The 18,619-nt window shown below is 69.8% G+C and carries 14 protein-coding genes; 8 read left to right on the plus strand and 6 right to left on the minus strand.

The features are described 5' to 3' along the window. Positions 1 to 6 precede the first annotated feature (6 nt). The 3 genes from PSS76_RS09740 to PSS76_RS09750 all read left to right on the plus strand — a co-directional run bounded on the left by PSS76_RS09740 (position 7) and on the right by PSS76_RS09750 (position 3,490). On the plus strand, positions 7 to 783 hold the full coding sequence (locus PSS76_RS09740) for a deoxyribonuclease IV (RefSeq protein WP_013415443.1): 777 nt from the start codon (positions 7 to 9) through the stop codon (positions 781 to 783). A gap of 85 nt (positions 784 to 868) precedes the next feature. Continuing rightward, positions 869 to 1,498 (plus strand): AMIN-like domain-containing (lipo)protein, encoded by a 630-nt coding sequence (locus PSS76_RS09745; RefSeq protein ID WP_064075863.1) that lies wholly within the window; start codon positions 869 to 871, stop codon positions 1,496 to 1,498. A gap of 102 nt (positions 1,499 to 1,600) precedes the next feature. Further along, positions 1,601 to 3,490, plus strand: coding sequence for an ABC transporter ATP-binding protein (locus PSS76_RS09750; protein ID WP_084870818.1), 1,890 nt, complete (start codon positions 1,601 to 1,603; stop codon positions 3,488 to 3,490). 25 nt (positions 3,491 to 3,515) lie between these two features. Here PSS76_RS09750 and PSS76_RS09755 read toward each other — a convergent pair whose 3' ends face one another. Both PSS76_RS09755 and PSS76_RS09760 read right to left on the minus strand, forming a co-directional pair. Next, positions 3,516 to 4,118, minus strand: coding sequence for an NlpC/P60 family protein (locus PSS76_RS09755; protein WP_233282352.1), 603 nt, complete (start codon positions 4,116 to 4,118; stop codon positions 3,516 to 3,518). 174 nt (positions 4,119 to 4,292) lie between these two features. After that, a complete protein-coding gene (locus PSS76_RS09760) occupies positions 4,293 to 6,125 on the minus strand; it encodes a DEAD/DEAH box helicase (RefSeq protein WP_013415439.1) in 1,833 nt (610 codons plus the stop codon). Between the two features lie 144 nt (positions 6,126 to 6,269). Between PSS76_RS09760 and PSS76_RS09765 the strand changes: the two genes are divergently transcribed. Then, positions 6,270 to 7,553, plus strand: a complete 1,284-nt coding sequence (locus PSS76_RS09765) for a TrpB-like pyridoxal phosphate-dependent enzyme (protein ID WP_005514380.1) — start codon at positions 6,270 to 6,272, stop codon at positions 7,551 to 7,553. Positions 7,554 to 7,620: 67 nt separating this feature from the next. Here the strand turns inward: PSS76_RS09765 and PSS76_RS09770 are convergent, their stop codons facing one another. Beyond that, positions 7,621 to 8,784, minus strand: a complete 1,164-nt coding sequence (locus PSS76_RS09770; protein WP_064079245.1) for an alpha-hydroxy-acid oxidizing protein — start codon at positions 8,782 to 8,784, stop codon at positions 7,621 to 7,623. A 132-nt stretch (positions 8,785 to 8,916) separates the two neighbouring features. Here PSS76_RS09770 and PSS76_RS09775 point away from each other — a divergent pair, with 132 nt between their 5' ends. The 3 genes from PSS76_RS09775 (at position 8,917) to PSS76_RS09785 (ending at position 12,341) form a co-directional block, all read left to right on the plus strand. Then, a complete protein-coding gene (locus tag PSS76_RS09775; protein ID WP_084870817.1) occupies positions 8,917 to 9,555 on the plus strand; it encodes a phosphoribosyltransferase in 639 nt (212 codons plus the stop codon). A gap of 98 nt (positions 9,556 to 9,653) precedes the next feature. Then, on the plus strand, positions 9,654 to 10,388 hold the full coding sequence (locus PSS76_RS09780) for a DUF8548 family protein (protein WP_064075858.1): 735 nt from the start codon (positions 9,654 to 9,656) through the stop codon (positions 10,386 to 10,388). A 165-nt stretch (positions 10,389 to 10,553) separates the two neighbouring features. Next, positions 10,554 to 12,341: an AMP-dependent synthetase/ligase gene (locus PSS76_RS09785; RefSeq protein ID WP_005514385.1), complete on the plus strand. Its 1,788-nt coding sequence runs from the start codon at positions 10,554 to 10,556 to the stop codon at positions 12,339 to 12,341. A 78-nt stretch (positions 12,342 to 12,419) separates the two neighbouring features. On the opposite strand, the gene PSS76_RS09790 is transcribed toward PSS76_RS09785, so the two are convergent. Next, positions 12,420 to 13,175: a maleylpyruvate isomerase N-terminal domain-containing protein gene (locus PSS76_RS09790; protein ID WP_064058089.1), complete on the minus strand. Its 756-nt coding sequence runs from the start codon at positions 13,173 to 13,175 to the stop codon at positions 12,420 to 12,422. Continuing rightward, on the minus strand, positions 13,175 to 13,810 hold the full coding sequence (locus PSS76_RS09795; protein WP_084968164.1) for an alpha/beta hydrolase: 636 nt from the start codon (positions 13,808 to 13,810) through the stop codon (positions 13,175 to 13,177). Before PSS76_RS09795 ends, PSS76_RS09790 begins: the two co-directional genes overlap by 1 nt. Positions 13,811 to 13,910: 100 nt before the next feature. On the opposite strand from PSS76_RS09795, the gene PSS76_RS09800 reads away from it, so the two are divergent. Beyond that, on the plus strand, positions 13,911 to 17,441 hold the full coding sequence (locus PSS76_RS09800) for a TM0106 family RecB-like putative nuclease (RefSeq protein ID WP_084968165.1): 3,531 nt from the start codon (positions 13,911 to 13,913) through the stop codon (positions 17,439 to 17,441). On the opposite strand, the gene PSS76_RS09805 is transcribed toward PSS76_RS09800, so the two are convergent. After that, positions 17,411 to 18,589 carry an amino acid deaminase/aldolase gene (locus PSS76_RS09805; RefSeq protein WP_081122825.1) on the minus strand — a complete coding sequence of 393 codons (1,179 nt, stop codon included), beginning with the start codon at positions 18,587 to 18,589 and terminating at the stop codon, positions 17,411 to 17,413. The two genes, PSS76_RS09800 and PSS76_RS09805, sit on opposite strands and share 31 nt — an antisense overlap. Between the last annotated feature and the right edge of the window lie 30 nt (positions 18,590 to 18,619).

The raw sequence follows: 18,619 nt of genomic DNA on the forward strand, positions 1-18,619 counted from the left end.
GACGTCATGCGGATCGGAGCCCATGTCCGGCAGGACGCCGACCCCATCGGGGCCGGCGAGCGTCTCGGTGCCGACATCGTCCAGTTGTTCCTGACCGACCCCCAGAAATGGGACAAGCCGGAGCGGCACCCGCAGACCGATCGGATCCTGGCCAGCCCCATCGACGTCGTCGTGCACTCGTCGTACGTCATCAACGTCGCGAGCCTCAACAATCGACTGCGCATGCCGTCCCGCAAGGCCGTGGCGGACCAGGCCGCCGCGGCCGCCGAGATCGGCGCGGTGGGACTGGTCGTGCACGGCGGTCACGTGCGCGACGGCGAGGATCCGGCCGCCGGAATCGCGAACTGGCGCAAGCTCTTCGAACGGCAGCAGGACAAGGGCGGCTTCCCGGTACCGATCCTGGTGGAGAACACCGCAGGCGGCGATTTCGCGATGGCCCGCCATCTGGACGCGATCGCGCGCCTGTGGGACGCGATCGGCGAGTTCGACGCCGGGTTCTGCCTCGACACGTGTCACGCGTGGGCGGGCGGCGAGGAATTGCTCGGCATCGTCGAACGGGTCAAGGCGATCACCGGCCGGATCGACCTCGTGCATCTGAACAACTCCCGCGACGAGTTCGACTCCGCGCGCGATCGGCACGCCAACCTCACGACCGGCCTGATCGACCCCGCGATGCTCACCGCGGTGGTGTCCGCCGCCGGCGCCCCCGTCGTCCTCGAGACGCCGGCGGACGGAATCGCGGACGACCTGGCGTATCTGCGCGACGCCCTCGCCGGCGATTGAACGCGTCGGACGTCACATACCGAAACGGACACGACGCCGCGTCGGACCGCGACGGTGTCGCAGGCCCGCCCTACCATCGCCACTCATGACGTACCTTCGGTCCCGCCGCACGCTCGCAATCTCCTCCGTCGCTCTCGCGGCGATCGCTCTGGCCGGCTGCTCCAGTACCGATTCGGAGCCCACCGCCTCCTCGACGTCGATCACCGCGTCGACGTCGACGTCCTCGCCCGTCAAGGCCGCCCCGCTGGCCGCCGACGAGGGCACACTGACCGCGGCGCCCACCGCGCAGGACGCCCAGACCGGCACCGCGTCCGAGGATGCGGCGCTCACGATCAGCGACATGAGGATCGGCACCCACGACGGTTTCGACCGGGTCGTGTTCGAGTTCGGCGGAACCGGCACCCCGGGCTGGCGTTCGGAGATCGTCTCCACCGCCAACCAGCAGGGCAGTGGCAACCCGCTCGCCGTGAGCGGTCAGGCGATCCTGCAGGTCATGATCACCGGTGCGTCGATGCCGTACGCGACCGGCGTCGAGGAGTACTCGGGCCCCAACCCGCTCGAGGCGGCACCCGGCGGCATCGTCACCGAGGTTCGTGACGCCGGCATCTTCGAGGGCACGAACCAGACGCTGATCGGGCTCTCCCGTCCCGATGCCGACTACCGCGTGTACACGCTGGACAATCCCACGCGCCTGGTGGTCGACGTCGCCCGTTGACCTGAGGCTTCCGCTCACTCATTGACCTCAACCATTGTCGAGGTCTTACCGTCGTGTCGTACCCCGGTCGTAGCGTGACCGGGCGACGGGAGGGTGCACACCATGAGCATGGAAGTCACCGCGTGGAACGCGATGTACAACGCGATGCACGCGCAACAGGACAGTCGGCCGTTCTCGCGGGCGACACTACGGCGCGTCGGGGGGTACGCGCGGCCGCACCGGCGCCACATCGCGTGGTATCTGGTGCTGAGCGTCGTGACCGCCGCCCTCGCGGTGGCCACGCCGATCCTCGCGGGCCGCGTCGTCGATGCGATCGTGGCCGGCGACGAGACCTCGGTGGTGGTGCGTCTGGCACTGCTGATCGCGGCGATCGCGCTGCTCGAGGCTGGCCTGGCGATCGTCACCCGTTGGCTCTCCGCGAGCATCGGCGAGGACCTCATCCTCGACCTGCGCCGGGCGGTGTTCGACCATGTGCAGCGCATGCCGGTCGCCTTCTTCACCCGCACCCGCACGGGCGCGCTGGTCAGCCGGCTCAACAACGACGTGATCGGCGCGCAGCGGGCCTTCAGCGACACGCTGTCCGGCGTGGTCGGCAACCTCGTGACCCTGGTCATCACGCTCGTCGTGATGATCGGGATCTCGTGGCAGATCACACTCCTGTCGCTTCTGCTGCTGCCGGTGTTCGTGCTGCCGGCCCGGCGCATGGGCGCGCGCCTCGCCCGGCTCAACCGCGAGGCCGCCAACCACAACTCGGTGATGAGCACCCAGATGACCGAGCGGTTCTCGGCACCCGGCGCGACCCTGGTCAAGCTGTTCGGCCGGCCCGCCGACGAGTCCGCCGAGTTCGCTGTTCGCGCCCGCCGGGTGCGCGACATCGGCGTACGCACGGCCATGCTGCAGTCGGTGTTCGTCACCGCCCTCACATTGGTGTCGGCTCTCGCGCTCGCCCTCGTCTACGGTCTGGGCGGGTTCTACGCGCTGCGCGGCCAGCTCGAGGCCGGCGCCGTGGTGTCGCTGGCGCTGCTGCTCACCCGGCTGTACTCGCCGCTCACGTCGCTCGCCAGCGCCCGCGTCGACGTCATGAGCGCGATGGTCAGCTTCGAGCGCGTGTTCGAGATCCTCGATCTGAAGCCGCTCATCGCGGACAAGCCCGACGCGGTCGAGGTGCCGTCCGGTCCGGTGTCGGTGGAGTTCCGGAACGTGGGCTTCGCGTACCCCGCGGCCGACAAGGTCTCCCTCGCGTCGCTCGAGGAGGTCGCGACACTCGACACCCGCGGCGGATCCACCGTCCTGCACGACGTCTCGTTCCGCGTCGAACCCGGCCAGATGGTGGCGCTCGTCGGGTCGTCCGGTGCGGGCAAGTCGACCATCGCGAGCCTGCTCCCCCGCCTCTACGACGCCGATTCCGGTGCGGTGCTGCTGGCCGGCACCGACGTGCGCGACCTGAAGTCCGACTCGATCCGGCGCACCGTCGGAATGGTCACCCAGGACGGTCACCTGTTCCACGAGTCCGTTCGGGCGAACCTGCTACTGGCCCGCCCCGGGGCTTCCGAGGACGAACTGTGGGAGGTGTTGCGCCGGGCGCGCCTCACCGAACTGATCGAGTCGCTACCCGACGGCCTCGACACCGTGGTGGGCGAACGCGGCTACCGACTGTCCGGAGGTGAACGCCAGCGCCTGACCATCGCCCGGTTGCTGCTGGCGCAGCAGCGCGTGGTGATCCTCGACGAGGCCACCGCACATCTGGATTCGACGTCGGAGGCAGCGGTCCAGGAGGCACTCGGCGAGGCACTCGAGGGTCGGACGGCCGTCGTGATCGCGCACCGGCTGTCCACCATCCGTGCGGCCGATCTGATCCTGGTGATCGAGGACGGCCGAATCGTCGAGCGCGGCAACCACACCGAACTTCTGGGGCGCGGCGGGCGCTACGCCCAGCTGTACCGGACGCAGTTCGCCACCGCCACTCCCGTGTTGACGGAGGTGCTGACCTGATCCGCCGGTCCCCACCGGTGACGGCTCAGAAGAACCGCCGGATGTTGTGAATCCTGAAGTCCGACAACGGCCGTAACCCGGTGGGGACTCCGGTGCCGTAGGCGTTGAACACCATGCCGTTGCCGGCATAGATCCCGACGTGACCGGCGATGTCGTAGGTGTCCATCGTGATGACGTCGCCCGGCTGGAGCGCAGACAGCGGCACGAGCATGCCGCCGGTGTAGCGGGCCATCTCCTGGCTGGTGCGCGGCAGGCTGATCCCGACGGTGCGGAACGCCCACTGGACCAGCCCCGAGCAGTCCCACGCGTCGGGACCGTTGCCACCCCACAGGTACGGCTTGCCGGTCTGCGTGGTGGCCGCAGCGAGCGCCGCGAGGCCGCGCGGGCTGGGAATCGGCAGCGGGATGGCTATCTCGCCGCTCCCGGCGAACAGGCTGGCGCTACCCGATCCCCCGCTGCTGCCGGACCCGACCGACGACACGACGGTGGCGAGACTGTCGGTGAGGTCGGCGGCGTTCGAGATGGAACCGACGATGTCCGGCTGCGCCATCGCGGGTGCCGCCAGGCCGACGGATGCGCCGGCGATGAGTGCTGCTGCGATCGATCCTCGACGAAGCGTGTGGGCCACGTTCGTGCCTCCTTGATGAGATTGCGCGGATCCCCCGACCGGCAAACTGCGAGGCACGTTACAGAGCAGGCGTCACTCCCGTCACAGAATTCAACTCATTCACAGAAACGGGCGCCGGCGAGTCGAATGACTCACCGGCGCCCGTTTCGATGGCGCGTAACTGCCGGGTGGGGGTCAGTCGCGCGGACGACGCTTCGCGAATCGGTCACCCCGGTCGCCCCGATCACCACGGTCACCACGATGACCGCGGTCGCCGCGGTCGCGGCTGAACTTGCCGCCCGCGCGGTCCTCGCGTCCCCCGCGGCCCTGCCGTCCCGTCGGCGCACCCTGGTCGAGTTGCAGCTGGATCAGCACACCCGAGATGCGGGTGGCCCGCAGCGCCTCGACGGTCTCCTTCGGCAGGTTCGCCGGCAGCTCGACCAGGCTGTGGTCGGGTCGGATGCTGATGTGCCCGAAGTCGCTGCGGCGCAGCCCACCCTCGTTGGCGATCGCACCGACGATCGCACCCGGGACGACCTTGTGCCGCTTGCCGACCGCGATCCGGTACGTCGCGAACTCCTGGCCGTCACGACCGACGCGCGGGCCACTCGGACCGCCGTCGTCGAATCGGCGGGCCGGCCGCTCCCGCGGCTCACGCTCGCGGCGCGGCGGGGCCGGCGGCTCCGGCGCCATGAGGAACGACTCGCCGTCGCGCGACTGCACCGCCAGCGCGGCGGCGATGTCGGCGAGCGGGACGTCGTGCTCGCGCTCGTAGTCCTCGATGAGCTTGCGGAACAGCGCCAGGTTCTCGGAGTTCAGGCTCTCGGTGATGGAGTCGCCGAACTTCGAGACGCGCTGCGCGTTGACATCCTCGACGGTCGGCAGCTGAATCTCGGTGAGCGGCTGCCGCGTGGTGCGCTCGATCGACTTGAGCAGGTGCCGCTCGCGGGGCGCGACGAACAGCAGCGCATCACCGGTGCGGCCCGCGCGACCGGTGCGCCCGATGCGGTGCACGTAGGACTCGGTGTCGTGCGGGATGTCGTAGTTGACGACGTGCGAGATCCGGTCGACGTCCAGGCCGCGAGCCGCGACGTCGGTGGCGACGAGGATGTCGAGCGCACCGGACTTGAGCTGACCGATCGTGCGCTCGCGCTGCGCCTGCACGATGTCGCCGTTGATCGCGGCGGCCGAGAAGCCGCGGGCCCGCAGGCGCTCGGCGAGATCCTCGGTGGCCTGCTTGGTCCGGACGAAGATGATCATCGCCTCGAACGACTCGACCTCGAGGATGCGGGTGAGCGCGTCGAGCTTGCGCTGATGCGCGACCTGCACCCAGCGCTGGGTGATGTTCGACGCCGTCGCGGTCTTCGCCTTGACGGTGATCTCGACGGGATCGTGCAAGTACTGCTTGGAGATCTTGCGGATCGCCGGCGGCATCGTCGCGGAGAACAGTGCGACCTGCTTGTACTCGGGCGTGTCGGCGAGGATCCGCTCGACATCGTCCTGGAAGCCCATCTTGAGCATCTCGTCAGCCTCGTCGAGCACGAGGTACTCGAGGTTGGAGAGGTCGAGGGTGCCCTTCTCGAGATGGTCGATCACGCGGCCGGGCGTACCGACGATGATCTGGGCGCCGCGCCGCAGGCCCGACAGCTGGACGCCGTACGCCTGACCGCCGTAGATCGGCAGCACCTGCAGACCCGGTATGTGTGCCGAGTACTTGCCGAACGCCTCCGCGACCTGCAGCGCGAGCTCGCGGGTCGGCGCCAGGATCAGCGCCTGGGGCACCTTCCGGTCGACGTCGAGGCGGGACAGGATCGGAATCGCGAACGCGGCCGTCTTGCCGGTACCCGTCTGGGCCAGGCCGACGACGTCCTTACCTTCGAGCAGCGTCGGGATGGTCGCGGCCTGGATCGGCGAGGGCGACTCGTAGCCGACGTCGGAAAGGGCCTTCAGCACCCGTTCGTCGATCTGGAGGTCGGCGAAGGTGATGGGATTGTCGTCGGTCTGCGGGTCGCGCTCGGTGTCACTCATTTGACCAGTGAGTTTAGTCGATGCATGGTATGGCCCTCGATCCGAGTGCCCTCCACGTGCGTCGACGGACCCCGAGTGCGGCCCGGCAATGACCGCGATCACAATGTGGACGACCGTCCTGCCACTCTCCGAGAGGAACCAGCAGTGTCCGACACGACACCCATCCCCACCCACTGGTACAACATCGTCGCGGACCTGCCGGTCGCCCCGCCGCCCCACCTGCACCCGGGCACCAAGGAGCCGGTGACCCCGGCCGACCTCGCCGCGCTGTTCCCGAGCGCACTGATCGAGCAGGAGGCGACCACCGAGCAGTACATCGAGATCCCCGAGCCGATCCGTGAGGCGTACCGCACGTGGCGGCCGGCGCCCCTGATCCGTGCCCGCGAATTCGAGAAGGCGCTGGGGACGCCCGCTCGGATCTACGTCAAGTACGAGGGTGTGAGCCCGGTCGGCAGCCACAAGACCAATACCGCCGTCGCGCAGGCCTACTACAACGCGCAGGACGGCGTGAAGAAGATCACGACCGAGACCGGCGCCGGCCAGTGGGGCAGCGCGCTGTCCTTCGCGTGCGCGAAGTTCGGCATCGATCTCGAGGTGTGGCAGGTGCGCGCGTCGTACGAGTCCAAGCCCTACCGCCGGCACCTGATGGAGACGTACGGCGGCACGGTGCATCCGAGCCCGTCGGATCTGACCGAGTCGGGTCGCAAGATGCTCGCCGAATTCCCCGACACCCCGGGTTCGCTGGGCATGGCGGTCACCGAGGCCGTCGAGGTCGCCGCGAACGATCCCGACGCGCGTTACGCGCTGGGCAGCGTGCTCAACCACGTCGTGCTGCACCAGACGGTGATCGGGCTCGAGGCCGTCGAGCAGCTGCGGAACGCGGGCGAGGCCAACGCCGACGTCGTGTTCGGTTGCGCCGGTGGCGGTTCCAATCTCGCCGGGCTCGCGTTCCCGTTCATTCGCGAGGTGCTGCACGGCAAGGCACAGACCCGTATCGTCGCGGCCGAGCCTGCCGCGTGCCCGTCGATCACCAAGGGCGAGTACCGCTACGACCACGGTGACGTCGCCGGCCTCACGCCGCTGCTGAAGATGCACACGCTCGGCCAGGACTTCGTCCCGGATCCGATCCACGCCGGCGGCCTGCGCTACCACGGCATGGCGCCGCTGCTCAGCCACACCGTCGAACTCGGCTACGTCACCGGCCAGGCCGTGGACCAGCGGGATTCGTTCGACGCGGGCGTGCTGTTCGCGCGCACGCAGGGCATCGTGCCCGCTCCCGAGTCGGCTCACGCGATCGCCGCGGCCGCCGACTACGCGCGGGGCCTCACCGAGCCCGAGGTGCTGGTGATCGGCCTGTCCGGGCACGGCATGCTCGACCTGCCCGCGTACCAGTCACACATCGACGGCAACCTGGTCTCCACCGCGTAGCCGCACCACCGAGACGGCGTCGTGGGGTCGGGGCAACCCGCCCCACGACGCCGAATCAGCCTTCCCGTCAAAGGATCTCGGGGCCCAGGCGACGGATGTTCTCGCGTACCGCGGCGACGTCCGGGTACCCGTTGACGCCCATCAGCAACTCCGCCTCGGCCAGGAGCATGCGCAGCACGTGGACGAGGCCCGGCACTCCGCCCATCGCGAGGCCGTAGACGTAGGGGCGACCGATCCCGACCATCGTGGCCCCCAGCCCGAGCGCCTTCACGACGTCCGAACCCGAGCGCACTCCCGAGTCGAACAGCACCGGCACCCGGTCGTCGCACGCCTCGACGACCGCGGGGAGGGTCTCGAGCGCGGCGATCCCCCCGTTCGCCTGCCGCCCACCGTGATTCGAGCAGTAGATGCCGTCGACGCCGGCGTCGATCGCGCGCCGCGCGTCCTCCGGATGCGAGATCCCCTTGAGGACGATCGGCAGTGTCGTCAGCGAGCGCAACCAGTCCAGATCCGCCCACGTGAGCGAGTTCCCGAAGGTCTGCACCCAGTGCAGCACCGTCAACTGCGGATCGTCCGACCCGACCAGGTCCCGGAACACCGGGTCGGACGTGTAGTTCTTCAGGACCTGACCGCGCAACTGCGGAAAGTTGCCGGTGCTCAGGTCGCGCGGGCGCCAGCCCGGGACCCAGGTGTCGAGGGTGACGGTGATTCCCCGGTAGCCGGCGGCTTCGGCCCGCTTGACGAAGCTCTCGGCGAGGTCCCGGTTCTTCGGGGTGTAGAGCTGGAAGAAGCTGGGAACGTCACCCGCATGCGGGACGACGTCCTCGAGCGGGTCCTCCATGAGCGTCGAGAACATCGCCGGTACGCCGGTCTGCGCGGACGCCTGTGCGACGGCGATGTCGCCGTGCCGATCGCGGTCGCACAGTCCGATGACGCCGACCGGCGCCATGAAGACGGGGGACGCGAACGTGTGACCCCAGGCCTCGACCGTGAGGTCCGGGGTCTCGGCACCCACCAGCATCCGCGGGAGCAGCCCCCACTGTTCGAACGCCTCGACGTTGCGCCGCTGGGTGGTCTCGTCGCCCGCGCCGCCCGCGATGTACGAGAACAGCGACTCCGACATCGCGGCGGTGGCCCTCGCCTCGAGCGCGCCGTACTCCATCGGGAACTCGGGCACCCGCCCTCCCAGCGCCGCGAGGTAGATCTCGTTCTGATAGCTGCCGAACTGCATGATGGCTCCATCCTGGTGCGAAATGATCGGCGCCGGCGAGGGATTCGATTCCCGACCCGCTGCGCGGCACAGCGTAACCATGCATCGGCGTATCGTCGAGGACGAGGCGAACCATTTCGACGGAGCACGCGAATGCACTACGCAACGCGAGCGAGAGCCGGTCGGGCGCTGACCAAGTCGCTCGGCCACCTACGCGGATCCGATCCGGTCGTGCTCGGACTCCCCCGCGGCGGCGTCCCGGTCGCCTTCGAGATCGCAGACGCTCTCGCCGCGCCACTCGACGTGCTGCTGGTCCGCAAACTGGGCGTGCCGTGGCAGCCGGAACTCGCCATGGGCGCGATCGCCGAGGGCGACTTCGAGGTCCTCAACGAGGACGTCGTCCGCCTCGCGCGGGTGGCGCCGGAGGCCGTGGACGCGGTCCGCGCCGCCGAACGTCAGGAACTGACGCGGCGCGCCGACGTCCTGCGGGGCGGGAGACCGCGGATACCGCTGCGAGGGCGCACCGTGGTCCTCGTCGACGACGGCATGGCGACCGGCGCGACGGCGGCCGTCGCCTGCGTGGCCGCGCGGGCGGAGGGCGCCGAACGAGTTGTCGTCGCGGTTCCGGTCGCGTCGACCGAGGCAGTCGCCCGGCTCGGGGTGACCGCGGACGAGGTGGTCTGCCCCTTCGTCCCGGCCGACCTCGGAGGGGTCGGCGGGGCCTACACCGACTTCCACCAACTGGACGACAGCGAGGTCACCGATCTGTTGTCCCGCGCCGGGCACCGTTGACCGTCCCGCGCCGGGCACCTGTGCCGCGACGGGTGCAACATTCGCCACGGTCCCGCCGATACACGTGTCACCAGGCCTCGCACTGTCAGGGAGGAACCGTGAGCGTCTCGCAGCAGCAAGTGCAGACGGTGGCCGCCGCTTGCCGGAGCCGACTCGGTGATCCGTCGGGCTGGGTGGCGCCGGACCAGTACCGGCGCAGCCTCGCACTGTGCATCATCGAGTCCGTGCAGGCCGCCGGTTCGCGCTATGCCGACGCGGGCACGGTCATCGACCGCTACATGGCCTACCGTCGCACGCACACTCCCGGCCCGGTCGACGACGGCGCCCGCGAGCTGCTCCGCACCTTCGAGGAGGCCGGCAGCTCCGACCAGTGGGCCGGGAAGATCGGTAACTACAAGCGCCGGTACTCGGACGGCGCGGCCCCATTACGGGCCGCCGAGATCCAGCGCACGGCCGAGCGCCTGTACACACTTCGCATCGACTCGGTCGGCGATCTGCTCGACGCCACCCGCGACGAGCGCGCCCGCACCGACCTGCACGACGCCTGGGTCGAGTGCAGCGGCGCGCACGACGACACCACGTGGGAACACCTGCTGCTGCTCGCGGGCGCCCCGCACGCTCAGCGCACCGGCGCGATCGACGAGTTCGTCGACTCGGCGCTGGCGGACGGTCCCGGGCTCGCCGACGCCTCCGAAGCGGGCGAACCCTCCGTCCCGCCCACCGAGATCCTGGCCGCGGCGGCGGACACTCTCGGAGTCGCGCCGCCGGCGCTCGAGCACGCCGTGCGGCGCTGGAAGTGCGTGCACGCACATGCCTGCGACACCGTCGCCTGACGCGACACGCCCGCTACCTGCAGAAAGTTAGCAGGACTTACGGTTACAGTTATTTCCGCAGGTGGGGGCACCCAAAGCGGCAAATCGGGCACTTGACCTAGTGCAAAGCGCCTCCGAATGTGATCCAATGCACATCCATCATGTCATTTTCTTGGAGGGGTCAAAGTGCGTGAGTATTCGGTTCCACAGTCGTTCACCATTCCGGAAGACGCGTCCATGGCCGACACTGTGTTCCGGTACGAAGCCGAGTGTCCGAACCTCGTGCCCTTCAAGAAGCCCGGCAACGGCGGCTGGGTGGACGTCACCGCCGCCGAGTTCGCCCAGCAGGTCAAGGCCGTCGCGAAGGGGCTGATGGCGTCCGGCATCGAGCTCGGCGACCGCGTCGCGATCCTCTCGGGTACCCGTTACGAATGGGTCGTTCTCGACTACGCGATCTGGACCGCCGGCGGCTGCACCGTCGCCATCTACGACACGTCTTCCGCGGACCAGGCCCAATGGATCCTCGAGGACTCGGCGACGTCGTTACTCGTGGTCGAGAATTCGAGCCACGCGGAAACGGTCAAGGACGTCGCCGAGGCCGCCCCCTCTCTCCGCGAGGTTCTGCAGATCGAGGCCGGCGCGCTCGACGAACTGATCACCCGTGGCAGCGGTATCAGCGACGACGAAGTGCACGAGCGCCGACACCAGGTGCGCGCGTCGTCCCCCGCGACGCTCATCTACACCTCCGGCACCACCGGTCGTCCCAAGGGCGTCCAGCTGACCCACTCCAACTTCTACGCGGAATCCGCGGCCGTGCAGATCGCACTCGGCGACGCGATGCAGGAGGGCCGGCGCACCCTCATGTTCCTGCCGCTCGCGCACGTGTTCGCCCGGGCGATCTCCTTCGGAGCCTTCGACGCCAAGGTGACCGTCGCCCACACCTCCGATCTGACGACGCTGCTCGACCAGTTCGCGGTGTTCAAGCCGAACTTCATCCTGTCCGTGCCGCGAGTGTTCGAGAAGGTCTACAACTCTGCCAAGCAGAAGGCCGAGGACGGCGGCAAGGGCAAGATCTTCGCCAAGGCCGCCGCGACCGCCATCGCGTGGAGCGAGGCGCAGGACAACGGCGGGGCCGGGCTGGGACTGCGGCTGCGCCACGCGCTGTTCGACAAGCTCGTCTACTCGAAGCTGCGGACGGCACTGGGCGGCGAGTGCGACCGCGCCGTGTCCGGCGGGGCGGCGCTCGGCGCGCGCCTCGGCCACTTCTTCCGCGGCGTCGGTGTCCCCGTGTACGAAGGCTACGGTCTCACCGAGACCAGCGCGGCCATCACGGTCAACACCACCCGCGACCAGAAGGTGGGCACGGTCGGCAAGCCGATCAACGGGCACGCCGCGAAGATCGCCGAGGACGGCGAACTGCTGGTCCGGGGTCCGGTGGTGTTCGGCGGCTACTGGCACAACGAGCAGGCCACCGCGGATGCGATCCGCGACGGCTGGTTCCACACCGGTGACCTCGGCTCGATCGACACCGAGGGCTACGTGTCGATCACCGGACGCAAGAAGGAGATCATCGTGACCGCCGGCGGCAAGAACGTCGCTCCGGCAGTGCTCGAGGACGCCCTGCGCGCGCACCCGCTGATCAGCCAGTGCCTCGTGGTGGGCGACTCGAAGCCGTTCATCGGTGCGCTCATCACCCTCGACCCGGAGGCGCTGCCGGGCTGGAAGGAGCGCAACGGCCTGGCCGCGGACACGCCGATCTCCGAGCTGGTCAAGCATCCCGAACTGATCGCCGAGATCGACTCCGCCGTCGTCGAGGGCAACCGGAAGGTGTCCAGCCCCGAGCAGATCAAGAAGTACCGGATCCTCGAGGTCGACTTCACCGTGGAGACCGGCGAGTTGACGCCCACCCTGAAGCTCAAGCGCAACATCATCCACCAGCAGCATGCCGAGATGATCGAGCGGATCTACACGTAAACCGCGGCAACGATTTTGCGGCCCGGACGCGGTTTCTCCCCGCGTCCGGGCCGCTCTCGTTCCGAGAGCCCTGCAGCGCTACAGCGCCGCGGCACCCAGCAGCGCCCGGGCGACAGCGGCGTCGCCGACGACGTCGAGTCCGTCCAGGGGCCGCCTGCGCCACAGTGTCAGCAACAGTTCCTGCGCCGACCCCCGTAGCGCCACGTCGCCCTTGCGGTGTTCTCGAGTCACCGCGACCGTTCCGCCATCGAATTCGAGGTACCACTCGGCCGCTACCGCGTCGGTTCCGTGGAGGTGGATCGAGTGGCCGTTCACGGTCTCGGGCATGCGCCCCGCATCGGCGAGACGAGCGAGGAACACCGAGACCCACTCGTCGACACCGTCGGCGGCCACCTGCGGATCCAGCGGCGGCACGTCCGGCCCGCCACCCGCGCTGATCGCGTCGGAGACGTCGATTCGATGGACCGCCACCTCGTGCGCCTGTCGGCGCACCCACCACGCGACGGGTGCGGGCCCGACCATCGTGGGAACGATGCGATCGGCACCGAGCCGATCGAACTCCGCGAGCACCAGGTCCAGCGCCGCACGGTAGGCGGCGACGCATTCCGGTCCGCGGGGCATGTCGCCGATCCGCCGGATCTCCGACGGCGGCGTCTGCGGGTCCGAACGCAGCGCCGCCGCGACCCACAGGTGCACCTTGCCGGTGTGCCGCAGCACGTGCTCGACGGTCCACTCCGGCACCGTCGGAACCGGTTCCGCGAGTGTCTCGGTCGGGGTGTCTGCCAGCAGGTCGCCCTGAGTGCGTAACGCGGACAGCAGTTGTGGGGTGTCCATCAGCCCACGGTAGCGTCGACGACGAACGCCGCGACGTCGTCGGCGACGACGCGGTGGATCTTTTCGTGCAGCAGGTCGTGGCCGGCGTCGGCGTATTCACGCAGTTCGAGTCCGGGCACCCCCGCCGCCCACGGACGGACGCCGTCGATCGGGGCCAGCCGGTCGTCGATGCCGTGCACCACGAGCACCGGGAACCCCGGATCCGCGAAATCCGACGTCTCGCGGTGCTGCACAACCGACTTGGGTGTTCCGCACAGCACGGCCGCGCGGAACGGCGCACGGCCGCGTCGAAGCAGGGTCACGGCCACCGCGGCACCGAGGGAATGCCCCATCACCACCAACGGCAGACCCGGCCGATCGGCGACGGCCGACTCGGTCAGCCGGGCCGCGTCGTCCGCCAGATCGGCGAGAAGTCCGGGCGCGCCGGGGGTCCCCTCGGACAGCCCGTGCCCGGCCTGGTCGAGGCCCCACATCTCGATGTCGTGGTGTGCGAGTCGTGCGGCGAACCGGTGGTAGTGCCCGGTGTGCTGGCCCATTCCGTGCAGGAACACCACTCCGGCCCGGGGCCGACGATCCCCGGCGAGCGGCCAGCGGCGGTAGTGGATCTGTCCGGTAGCCCCGGTGAAGAACGGCATGGGTCCATTGTCCCGGCACGGTTCGCGCGTCCGCGCGCCCCTCCCCCACCTGTCGGTGCGTGGTGACACAATCGCCCGAACCGACCGGGGAGGGAGCGCGATGTTCCTGCAGGGCGACGCAATCGTGTACAGCACCGGGGACCTGACTGCGGCGGCCGCGTGCGAGTTCGCACTGCTGCGCCGGCTCGACGGGCTGCTCGGGTTCGCCACCGGGTCACCAGAGCCGATAGCCGATCCCGTGCTCGAGCGCGCGTCGCGACTCGGCGCGGCACACGAACGCCGGGTATTCGACGAGTTCGCTGCCCGCCACGGGCGGATCGAGACCATCGCCCGGCCCGAGTTCACGGCCGCCGGGTTGTACGACGCCCACCGCGACACGATCGCCGCGGCCGTCGCGGGAGCACCGGTGATCCATCAGGGCACGTTCTTCGACGGACGGTTCCTCGGGTTCTGCGATTTCCTGGTCCGGGAGGACGAGCACGGGGACGACGGCACGTACACGGTGTACGACGCGAAACTGTCGCGCCGCGTCGAGGTTTCCGCGCTGCTCCAGTTGGCGGCGTATGCCGACGCGCTCGACGCCGCTGGTGTCCGTCCCGCGAGAGAAGTGCATCTGCTGCTCGGGGACGGCTCGGACTCGGTGCACGCGCTGGCCGATCTCGTCCCGGTGTACCGGGCACGTCGGGCGGCGCTGCAACGAGTCCTCGACGAGCACCGTGCCGACGACGCCCCTGCCGCGTGGGGTGACGACCGGTTCTCGGCGTGCGGCCGGTGCGAGACGTGTGCCCGCGAGATCGAGAGTCGTCGAGATCCCCTGCTGGTGGCGGGCATGCGCGTGGCCACGCGGGACAAGCTCGTGTCAGGTGGCGTGACCACGATCGACGCGCTGGCTACCCGGAACGCACCCGTCCCGGGCCTGTCCGCGGCGACGCTGGACACCCTGCGGTCCCAGGCCGCCCTCCAACTTCGCCAGGAGACGTCGGGCACCGCCGAGTACGAGATCTTCGATGCCGCCGCGCTCGCCGCGCTGCCGCCACCCGATCCGGGCGACATCTACTTCGACTTCGAGGGCGATCCACTGTGGGCGGAGCCCGGTGAGGCCGAGTGGGGCCTGGAGTACCTCTTCGGTGTCCTGGAGGAGCCCACGGCGGGCGGCGCGCCGCTGTTCCGTCCGTTCTGGGCGCACGATCGAGCCGAGGAGCGAAATGCGCTGTCCGCCTTCCTCGAATACATCCGGGCGCGACGCATCGCGCATCCCGGAATGCACGTCTACCACTACGCGGCATACGAGAAGTCGGCGCTGCTGCGCCTGGCCGGGCGTCACGGCGTCGGCGAGGAGGAGGTCGACGAGTTGCTGCGCGCCGGGATCCTCGTGGACCTCTATCCGATCGTCCGCGCGTCGCTTCGGATCGGCGAACGGTCGTACAGCATCAAGAAGCTCGAGCCGCTGTACCTGGGAGAGGACCTGCGCGACAACGACGTGACGACCGCGGCCGACTCCGTCGTCGCGTACGCGCGCTACTGCGATCTGCGTGATCTCGGTCGGCCGGACGACGCCGCCGACGTGCTCCGTGAGATCCGCGACTACAACGAGGACGACTGCGTCTCCACCCGGGAACTGCGCAATTGGCTGCTGGCCCGTGCCGCCGACCACGGCATCTCGCCCCACTCACGCGAAATCACGCCTCCCGCGTCCGAGCCCGAAGAGGACAGCGCCGCCGAACGCGTCCTGCGCCGTTTCGCCGGTGAGGGACCGGCCTCGGCCCGGACCGGCGAGCAACAGGCTGCGGCGCTCGCGGCCGCCGCAGTCGGGTATCACCGGCGCGAGCGGAAACCGTTCTGGTGGGCGCATTTCGCGCGACTCACCGAACCGGTGGACGACTGGCCCGACATCCGGGACGTGCTTGTCGTCGACCACGCGGAAGTGGTGCAGGGCTGGCACAAGAGCACGTCCCGACAACGGAAGCTGCGCCGACACGTCCGGCTCACCGGTACCTTCGGCACCGGCAGCACGATACGACCCGGCGCCGAAATGTTCCCGCTGTACGAGCGGCCGGTGCCGGGAGCCAAGACCTCGGAACACCCTGGCGGGCGCGCGTGGTCGACGGCCGTCGTGTCGTCGGTGGACACGAACGCGGACTTCGACGACGTCGTGGTCGTGGAGGAGACACTCACCGGCGACGTCGAATACGACGCCACACCGATGGCGCTCGCCCCGGGGCACCCGGTCGCGACGGCCCGGATCGACCGCGCCGTCGAGGAGTTCGCGGGGGCCATGGCGTCGGCCCTGCCCGTGTCACCCGCGAACGCGGCAACGGACGTCCTGCGCCGGGTTCCTCCGCGGCTGCGCAGCGGATCCGGACTGCCGGCGATCGCGGGGTGCGACCCGGCGACCGCCATCGCCACCGCGCTCGTCGATCTCGACGACTCGTACCTCGCGGTGCAGGGGCCGCCGGGTACCGGCAAGACGTACACCGGGGGGCGGGTCGTCGCGTCTCTCGTCGCCGAACACGGATGGCGGATCGGTGTGGTCGCCCAGTCTCACTCGGTGGTGGAGAACATGTTGGATGCCGTGGTCGACGCGGGGCTCGACGGCTCGATGGTCGCGAAGAAGGCCGACGCCGCGCCGGGCCACCGGTGGACCGCCCTCCCCACCACCGAGTACCCCCGCTTCCTCGCGGACGCCACCGCCGGTTGCGTGATCGGCGGGACGGCTTGGGACTTCGCGCATTCCGGCCGCGTGCCGGTCGGCAGCCTCGATCTGCTGGTGATCGACGAGGCCGGACAGTTCTCGCTCGCGAACACGATCGCGGTGAGCGCGGCCGCCCGCAATCTGCTCCTTCTCGGGGACCCGCAGCAACTTCCGCAGGTCAGCCAGGGCACCCATCCGGAGCCGGTCGACGAGTCCGCACTGGGTTGGCTCGCCGCGGGCCGCGATTCGCTGCCCCGCGACCGTGGCTACTTCCTCGAACGGACGTGGCGCATGCATCCCGCGCTGTGCGAGCGGGTCTCCCAGCTGTCGTACGAGGGCCGGCTCCACTCGGAGGAGACGGTGACGACCGCGCGACGCCTCGCGGGTCTCGACCCCGGAGTGCACGTCGAGATCGTCGAGCACGACGGCAGATCGACCGATTCCCCCGAGGAATCCGCGGCGATCGTCGCCCGGATCCGGGAACTTCTCGGCCGAGCCTGGACCGATCCGAGCGACTTCGCCGGCACCCGGCCGCTCGGCCAGGCCGACGTCCTCGTCGTCGCTCCCTTCAACGCGCAGGTTGCACGGCTCCGGCAGGATCTCGCGGCCGCAGGACTCACCGATGTCCTCGTCGGAACCGTCGACAAGTTTCAGGGACGTCAAGCGGCGCTCGTCCTCGTGTCGATGACGGCGTCGACGGCCACCGACGCTCCTCGCGGGATGTCGTTCCTGTTGTCCCGCAATCGGCTGAACGTCGCGGTGTCGCGCGCCAAGTGGTGCGCGATCGTCGTGCGCTCGCGCACGTTCACGCACTACCTGCCGCCCACCCCCACCGCCCTCGCCGAACTGGGCGCCTTCCTGCGATTGGCGCCCGAGCCGGCCGGGGACCGCGACCGCGAGTCACCGGGTCAGCCGAAGCTCATTCCTTCGCCGCGGTAGGTCGGGGTCGCCGTGGCGCGCCCGTCCTCGTCCACGAGGTGAACCTGGGTGAAGCGCTCGCACAGCTCGCCGGCCTTCGCGTGCCGGAACCACACCCGGTCCCCGACGGCGAGTTCGGCTGCGGCGGCGCCCGTCACCGGGGTCTGCACCTCGCCGGCGCCCTCGTTGCGCAGCAACGTCAATCCGGTCGGCCACACCGGCGCCGGTACGCGCGTCTTCCCCGCGGGACCCGACGCGATGTAGCCGCCGCCGAACAGCGTGGTGATCTTCGGGGTCGGCTTCCGGACCGCGGGCAGCGCGAAGAACATGGCCGGTCGCGGCCTGAACGAGTGGTAGCGGTCGAACAGGGTCGGCACGTACAGGCCGGAGCCCGCGGTGACCTCGGTGACGACCGAATCGGCCGAACTCACCTCGATCGAGCCGGTCCCACCGCTGTTGACGATCTCGAGCCGCCCGACCTCTGCGGTGACGGCGTCGACGACAGCCGTTCGCCGCGTGGACAGTTCGGCCGCGGACGCCTTCTTCACCATCCGCACCGCGAAGCTGGTGTCGGGTAGACCGGCGATCTGTGCCTCGTAGAACATGACACCGACGACGGCGAATCCCCGATCGGCCGCGGTCCGGGCGAGCCGGGCCACCTGGCCCGGCTCACGCAGCGGCGACCGCCGCACCCCGAGGTGCGCCGGTCCGAGCCGCAGCGAGGCGTCGACGTCGAGACAGATTCTCGGCCGCACACCGGCGGAGCCGACCGCGTCGCGGATCAGGTCCAGCTGCGCGACGTCGTCGACCATGAGCGTGATGCGTCCGAGCAGTGCGCTGTCGGAACCGAGTTCGGCGAGCGCGCCCCGATCCACCGTCGGGTAGCCCATCAGCACGTCTTCCGCGCCCTGCCGCGCCAGCCATACGGCCTCCCGCAGCGAGTACGCCATGATGCCCCGGAAGCCGCCCGACGCGGTCAGGCCGGAGCCGAGCGCGATCTCGAGGACGGCTCGGCACCGCACCGACTTGCTCGCGACCCGTACCGGCGTACCCTCCGCGCGCCGCACCAGGTCTTCCGCGTTCGTACGCAACGTCGCGAGATCGAGGGCCGCCAAGGGCGGATCGAGGCTCGCGGTCGCGGCGTTGAGACGGTCGATCGTCGCAGTCACATCAGTTCCGTTCGTCGGTCCCGTCGAACA

It is taken from the genome of Prescottella sp. D32 (assembly GCF_037287305.1).
In the GTDB taxonomy this organism is placed as follows: Bacteria; Actinomycetota; Actinomycetes; order Mycobacteriales; family Mycobacteriaceae; genus Prescottella; species Prescottella equi.